Source organism: Achromobacter pulmonis (assembly GCF_002885955.2).
Classification (GTDB): Bacteria; Pseudomonadota; Gammaproteobacteria; order Burkholderiales; family Burkholderiaceae_B; genus Achromobacter; species Achromobacter pulmonis_A.
Window position 1 is genome coordinate 8,357 of sequence record NZ_POQS01000024.1, and the last position, 438, is coordinate 8,794.

Annotated in this window: 2 protein-coding genes; one reads left to right on the forward strand and one right to left on the reverse strand. The window is 61.0% G+C overall.

The window, feature by feature from the left end; translation table 11 throughout:
* On the reverse strand, positions 1–119 hold a 119-nt coding region (locus C1I89_RS35810; protein ID WP_181391114.1), incomplete at its 3' end, for a DNA circularization N-terminal domain-containing protein.
* Positions 120–159: 40 nt separating this feature from the next.
* On the opposite strand from C1I89_RS35810, the gene C1I89_RS33330 reads away from it, so the two are divergent.
* Positions 160–360 carry a hypothetical protein gene (locus C1I89_RS33330; protein WP_146196983.1) on the forward strand — a complete coding sequence of 67 codons (201 nt, stop codon included), beginning with the start codon at positions 160–162 and terminating at the stop codon, positions 358–360.
* Positions 361–438 lie beyond the last annotated feature (78 nt).

Sequence of the window (438 nt, forward strand, 5' to 3'; positions counted from 1 at the left end):
CGCGGGTATTCGTGGATTAGCCAGCGCCGGCCGCCCTTGGTGTCGGCGCGCTCCACATAGAACGGCACGCCGCGATATGCCCCGCGCATTTCGGGGTCGATGCGCTCACGCCACGTCATGGACTAAAATCCTGTTACCAGCAACCACATGGGGAACACCATGAAGAAGAAACCGATGAAGAACAGCGAAAAGATCACCCTCGCCGCCGGCTTGGCTGGAATCGCGGCTGGACTGGCCAGCGCCTACTTCTGGGAAAGCGGCAGCTGGATCGCCCACACGGTGGTCGGCGTTGTCGTTGCTGTTGGTCTCGATCAAGGAATCAAGCAGCAGGTAGCGCTGGACAAAGCTGTTGACGATTGAACGCGTCACGGCGCCACCCCCAGCACCCCCGAATCCACCTCAAAGTCCAGTCCGCCATTCCGGCGGGCTTCTGTTACG